3 protein-coding genes are annotated in these 6,576 nt (G+C 67.0%); 1 reads left to right on the top strand and 2 read right to left on the bottom strand.

Features of this window, described 5'->3' with window-relative positions; translation table 11 throughout:
• A partial coding sequence (locus VML93_RS15530; protein ID WP_325611935.1) for a polyketide synthase occupies positions 1 to 1,334 on the bottom strand: 1,334 nt, incomplete at its 3' end.
• Between the two features lie 395 nt (positions 1,335 to 1,729).
• On the opposite strand from VML93_RS15530, the gene VML93_RS15525 reads away from it, so the two are divergent.
• On the top strand, positions 1,730 to 3,523 hold the full coding sequence (locus VML93_RS15525; RefSeq protein ID WP_325611937.1) for an AMP-binding protein: 1,794 nt from the start codon (positions 1,730 to 1,732) through the stop codon (positions 3,521 to 3,523).
• Between the two features lie 13 nt (positions 3,524 to 3,536).
• On the opposite strand, the gene VML93_RS15520 is transcribed toward VML93_RS15525, so the two are convergent.
• A partial coding sequence (locus VML93_RS15520) for an SDR family NAD(P)-dependent oxidoreductase (RefSeq protein WP_325611934.1) occupies positions 3,537 to 6,576 on the bottom strand: 3,040 nt, incomplete at its 5' end.

Here is a 6,576-nt window from a genome sequence, read left to right as displayed (position 1 = left end):
AGTACCTGGGCCGGCGCCTGCCGCACGCCCGATTCGGCACGTTGCGGTGCCTCCACCAGGATCGCGTGCGCATTCGCGCCGCCGTACCCGAACCCGTTCACCGAGGCCGCGGCCGTCTCGTACCCGGCCGGGAAGGGCTCGGCTTCGGTGACCACCCGAAGCCGATGCTCGGCGAACGGGATCTCCGGGTTCAGTTGGTTCAGCGTTGCCTGGGGGGCCAGTTGGCGGTGATGCAGGGTCAGCGCCGCCTTGATCACGCTGGCCACCCCGGCCGCCGCCTCGAGGTGGCCGATGGAGTTCTTGATCGACCCGACGACCAGGTCGGTAGGCCGGCCGTCGACGTTGCCCAGGGTCTGGCCGATGGCGGCCATCTCCATCGGGTCGCCGACCGCGGTGCCGGTGCCGTGCGCCTCGATGTACCCGATCTGTTCCGGGCGCAGGCCGGATCCGGCGGTCACCTCGCGAATGAGATCCGCCTGGGCGTCGGGGTTGGGAACCATGATGCCCGGCGTGCGTCCGTCCTGGTTGACGCCGGTGCCCCGGAGGACCGCGTAGATCCGGTCCTGGTCGCGGGTCGCGTCGGCGAGCGGCTTGAGCACGATGACACCGGCTCCTTCACCGCGGGCGTAGCCGTCCGCGGCGGCGTCAAAGGTCTTGCAGTGGCCGTCCGGCGCCAGAAACCGGCTCTTGCACAGGCCGATGAAGACCTCCGGAATCAGCATCGCGTTCACGCCGCCGACCAGGGCCATCTCGATCTCACCGCGCGCCATCGCCTGGTAGGCCTCGTGCAACGCGACCAGGGAAGACGAACAGGCGGTGTCGATGGTCATGCTCGGCCCGCGCAAGTCGAATACGTAGGAGACCCGGTTGGAGATCATGGTGAAGGTGCTGGCCATGGAGCTGTAGGCATCCACCGTCCAGCGGCTCATGAACCCGGTCCGCAGGATCATGTTGTCCGCGGCCGAGGCACCGACGTAGACCCCGACCTGCCGACCGCTGACCCGGCCGGACACCCCGGCGTCGTCCATCGCTTCCTGGGAGACCTCCAGCAACAGCCGTTGCTGCGGGTCCATGATCGAGGCTTCGCGCGGCGAGATGCCGAAGAACTCCGGGTCGAAGTCCCACAGCGAGGTCTGCAGGAAGCCGCCGCTGCGGGTGTACATCCGTCCCGGCATCTCCGGGTCGGGGTCGTAGTAGCGGTCCAGGCTCCAGCGGTCGCCCGGCACCTCGATGATCCCGTCGCGACGGGACAGCAGGAAGTCCCACAGCTGGTCCGGCCCAGACACGTTGCCGGGAAGCCGGCATCCGATTCCTACGATCGCCACATCGACCATGACGCGTTCCTGCCTTCCTGAGACCCGGCGATGACTCCCCTGCGGCCCGCCGAACGGCTGTATACGTTGCTCAGCTGCCGGGCTGATTTCGACGGATCCGCGCACAGCGTAGAGGAATTGGAGCTCGTGCGTTGCCCGAAGCAGCAACCTTCATAGCAAACGGCGACAAAATTAACGCTCGCGTAGCGATCGCGCCGCTGCCGTCACGACCCACCGCCCTGTCAGGCACCGCGAAGACACCGCCAATGACATTCCAACCCAACTCACAGAAAACGCGCTGACCAGTCGCGATACCCTTGAAGAACGTCGACACTGCCCCTACGAGCCGTCCTGCTCTCGAGTCCACAGGAAGGACACTCCGTCGGCGAGCGAGCAGTCGGACTAGCCGTGAGGCGATCGCGATGACGCATTCATCTCTTCCTGCGCTTCTTGCGCAGCGAGCCCGCCAACATCCCGATACCACGGCCTACACGTTCATCGACTATGAGTTCGATCCCGCCGGCTTCGCCGAGAGCTTGACATGGGCCCAGGTGTATCGCGGAGCGCTCGCCGTTGCCGAGGAGCTCAGACTCTTCGGCAACGCCGGTGATCGGGCCGCGATACTGGCACCGGAGGGGCTCAGTTACATCATGGCCTTTCTGGGAGTTCTGCAGGCGAGCTTCATCGCCGTTCCGCTGCCGGTTCCACAGTTCCGCATCCACGACGAACGCGTTTCCGCCGCGTTGCGGGATTGCTCGCCGTCCGTCATTCTCACGACTTCCGCCGTCCTCGACGAAGTCGCCGAGTACGCGCGGGCGGAGAACGGATTTACCGACACGCCCGTGGTCACCATCGATTCGCTGGATCTGTACTCCACCCGCGTTTTCGCTGATCTGGGTCAAACGTATCCGCGCGCGGCCTACCTGCAGTACACGTCGGGTTCCACGCGCACGCCCGCCGGCGTGATCGTTTCTCATCGGAACGTGATCGCAAACCTCGACCAGGGAAGAGCCGTCTATCTGAACGACTTTGGTGATACCCCTCCGCCAGAGCTGCGCTGGGTTTCCTGGCTGCCGTTCCATCACGACATGGGTTTGTTCTTCACGGTGTTCATCCCGCTGTACGTCGGAGCTCCGATGCACTTCATGACGCCCGTCGCATTCCTGCGACGGCCCGCGCGCTGGATGCAATTGCTGGGCACGGCTGGTCTCTCGTATTCCTGTGCACCAAACTTCGCTTACGATCTGGCAGCGCGATTGACGTCGGATCGCGATATGGACGGAATTGACCTCGGCGGCGTGCTGGCGCTCATCAACGGTTCCGAACGAGTGCAGCCGGCGACCATCAGGCGATTCAACGAGCGTTTCGCGCGCTACAACCTCAAAGAGACGGCGATACTTCCGTCCTACGGCCTCGCCGAGGCCACCCTATGTGTGGCGGCTCCCGAGTTCGGCCGGCCGGTGCGGACCGTCAGCTTTGCTGCCCAGCCGTTGGCGGACGGACACGTCAAGGCATGCACCAAGGGAGATCCGGGCGCGGTCGAACACGTGAGCTACGGCCCGCGACGGGTGGAGCCCGGGATGTGCGCGGTGCGGATCGTCAATCCGGACACCCATAGGGAGAATCCGCCCGCAGCGATCGGCGAAATCTGGCTGCAGGGAGACAACGTGGCGATGGGGTATTGGCAGAAAACCGGGGAATCCCAACGAACCTTCGCAGCCCAGATTGTGGATCCCTCACCCGGTACCCCCACCGGATCCTGGTTGAGAACCGGCGATTTGGGCGTCATGTTCGACGGCGAGCTCTTCATCATGGGGCGCATCAAGGATTTGCTCATCGTGGACGGGCGCAATCACTATCCGGACGACATCGAGACCACGATCAAAGAAACAACCGACGGCCGAGTCGCGGCAATATCGGTGTCGGATGACCGTGGCGAGCAGCTTGTCGCGATCGTCGAACTCAGCGGCGAGCGAGCGGGGCCCGGCGCGGAGCAAGCGGCCCAGCTTCGTGCGATCAAGCGGGAGATCAAGTCGGCGGTATCGCGTTCGCACGGCCTGCGTGTCTTCGACCTCGTCTTGGTACCGCCCGGTTCGATTCCGTTCACCACCAGCGGCAAGGTGCGACGCTCCGCCTGTGTCGAGCGTTACCGACGCAATGAGTTCAAGCGATTGGACGTCTCGCCGAGTTTGCTCGACGAAGCCTGGTAGCCACCGCGGCAACTCAGCCCACCGCGGGCGCCGCCAGCTGGTCGGCGAGCCGCGAGGCGAGCGAGGACAGCCCGTTGCTGCGGTTCAACTCCATTGCAGAGATCTCCATATCGAGCGCGATGTTGACTCGCGCGCGCAGTTCGGCCGCCATCAGCGAGTCCAAGCCGAGTTGGGGTAACGGGGTGTTCCGGTCGACCAAGTCGCCGGGCACACCCAACACGGCTGCCAGCTGTTCGGCCAGCAGTTGGGTCACCCGATCGACCCGCTGCTCGGCGGCCATCGATGCCAGCTCGCCGCGAACGGAGCCGGCGGCTTCGTCGGCGCCCTTAACCGCGTCGATATGGGCGGCAAATCTCGGGGTGCACGCCGACTCGTGGTTCAGCGACCCCCACAACGGCCAGTCGACGTCGGCGATCCCCACCTGGGTGGGGTCCAGTCCGATCGCCGCGTCCAGGTAGCCGCAGGCAGAGTCCAGCGGCAGCAGACGCACGCCGTTGCGCGCCCAATACGCGGCCACCTGTTCGCTGGCGGCGGACATGCCGCCGGCCAACGAACCCCAGTTCACCGACAGCGCCGGCAATCCCAGGCGCGCCCGGAGGTGCGCCAGACCATCCAGCACCGCGTTGGCCGCTGCGTAGCTGATCTGCGAAACTGTCCCGGCCTGGCTGGCCACCGAGCTGTACAGCACGAAATGGTCGAGTTCGGTGCCGGCCCGGGTCTCTTCCAAGGCCTCGTGGAGTATGAGCGCGCCCCAGACCTTGGGCGCGAACACCGCGTTCAAACCTTGCTGGCTCAGTTCGCCCAGCGGCTGGTCCGCGAGCACGCCGGCAGCGTGGAAAACCCCGCGCAGCGGTGGGCCGTCGGACAGCAGGGCGAGCAAGGCGTCCACGCTGGACCGGTCGGACACGTCGACCTGCTCGACGCGCACGTCGGCGCCAGCGGAGCGCAGGGCTGCCACCGCGGCCCGCTGCTCGGACGTGGCCGCACCCCGCCGACCGGCCAGCACAATGCAGCCCGCACCCTTGGCGGCCAACCACTTTGCCGTGGCCACGCCGAAGTCCCCGAGACCACCGGTGACCAAATACGCCGCGTCCGAACGGATTTCCGTCACCGGCCGGGCCCGCTTGACCGCCGGCGAAAGCTCGTTGAAGTCCAGCACGATCCGGCCCACGTGGGTCGAGCGGGCCACCTGCCCGAAGGCATCCGCCAGCTGCGACACCGGCATGATCCGGGTTGGCAGCAGCTCGTATTCACCGGCCCGGATCAGCGCCAGCACTTCCCGGTTCACCTGCCGCGCCAAGTCTCCGCGGTGCGCCATCATCCGGTCGAGGTCGACGGAGATCAGCGACAGGTTCTTATTGAAGACGCCCATGTCGATCAGGCGGCGCCCGAAGATCTCGGTCTTGCCGATTTCGACGACCCGGCCGAACTCGGCGGCCGACTCCAGGAGGGCGACCACCGCCTCGCCGGGAGCGGAATTCAGCACGACGTCGGCGCCGTGGCCTTCGGTGAGTTGCTGTACCTCTTCGACCGCGGAAAGCGACCGGGAGTCGATGACATATTTCGCGCCGAGGCTGCGCAGCAGTTCGGCGCGCTGCGGGGTGGATGCGGTGGCGATCACCTGGGCGCCGGCCTTGGCGGCGACCTGCACGGCGGCCATGCCTACTCCGCCGGCGCCGCCGGCCACCAGCACCCACTCGCCGGGCTGCAGCCGGGCCGCGTGCTTGAGCGCGTAATGCGCGGTCATGAACACCACAACCGACCCGCAGGTCTGAAGCGACAGGCCGTCACCAGGCTCGAAGGCGCCCGCGTCCACGCGGGCGGTGACGTAGCGACGGGCCATCCCCGGCACGCTGACGAAGCGCGACTCGCCGATCATGAAGCCGCTCACCCCGGCACCGATCCGGGTGACGACGCCCATGCCCTCCATCCCGAGTTCGGCGCCGAACCGGGTGCCGGCGAGTTCGGCTTCACCGAGCACGCCGAGGACCTTCATCGGGTCCTTGAAGTTCAGGCCGATGCCCTCCATCCGCAGTTCGATCTCGCCGGGGCCGGGGGCGCGCCGCGGGATCTCCCGTAGCGCCAGGCCGGCCAGTTGTCCCGGGGGTGCTTCCATTTCGAAATTCACGTTGCGCGGCTCCACTTCCTCGAGCGCTGCTAGCCGGCGCGACAATCGCGACTGGTTGACGATCACCGTCCGCAGGTCACCGCGCAGCGCGACCTCGTCTGCGTCATCACTCGCATAAGCCCCCGTGACCAGCGACTCCAGCACCACGGCGTCGGGCCGGGTGGCGTGATCAACGTCGATCAGTCGCCAGTTCAACCGCGCCTGCTCGTTGCGCAGGACGCGACGGGCACCCACCAGGGCGCACCCGGCCAGGTCCGGGATCTCCCGGTCACCGGGCACTGGCAACGCACCCCGGGTGATCACCAGACCGTGCATCGGCAAATCTGAGCCGTTGAGCAGCGCCTGGTCCTGCACGTTCTGTGCGGCACGTGCCAGCCCCACCAACATCGCGGGCAACTCGGAGAGCCGCGGCAGCAGGCTGGCGGACACCGGTTCGTCGTTGACCTCGGTGACCGCGACCAGGGTGACCACGACCGGGCGAGTGTGGTCTGCGCCGGCCGCCAGCACCCGACGCAGTTCGGCCTGCACGTCGGCACAGATCTGTTCCGGATCGCCACCGCGGGCCGTGAGCGCAAGTTCTGCGCCGTGGTGGGACGCGTATTCGCGGGCCCACCGGGTGCATCCCTCGCCTGCGGCAACCACGAAGACGTGCTCGCCGGCCAGCGCGTCGGCCCGACCGGCCGGGTCACGTTGCGACTGCGGCTCAAACACCCCTTCCAACCACAGCCGATCCAGTTCGTCGAGCACCTGCCGCGGCGGGCTGATGGGCCTAAACTGCACCCTGTGTAGCTCGACGAGGACCTCGCCGTCGGGGGCGGTGATCACGGCGTCGGCAACCAGCCCAGCCTCGCCCGGCTCCGGCGCCAGGCGACTGACACCGACCAGCACCTGATCGGTCAGGGGAGCGAACTGGCGCACATGCTTT

This window comes from Mycobacterium sp., from assembly GCF_035499775.1.
Lineage (GTDB): Bacteria > Actinomycetota > Actinomycetes > Mycobacteriales > Mycobacteriaceae > Mycobacterium.
The sequence above is the reverse complement of the archived record's forward strand: the minus strand, read 5'-3'. Positions and strand labels throughout refer to the sequence as shown.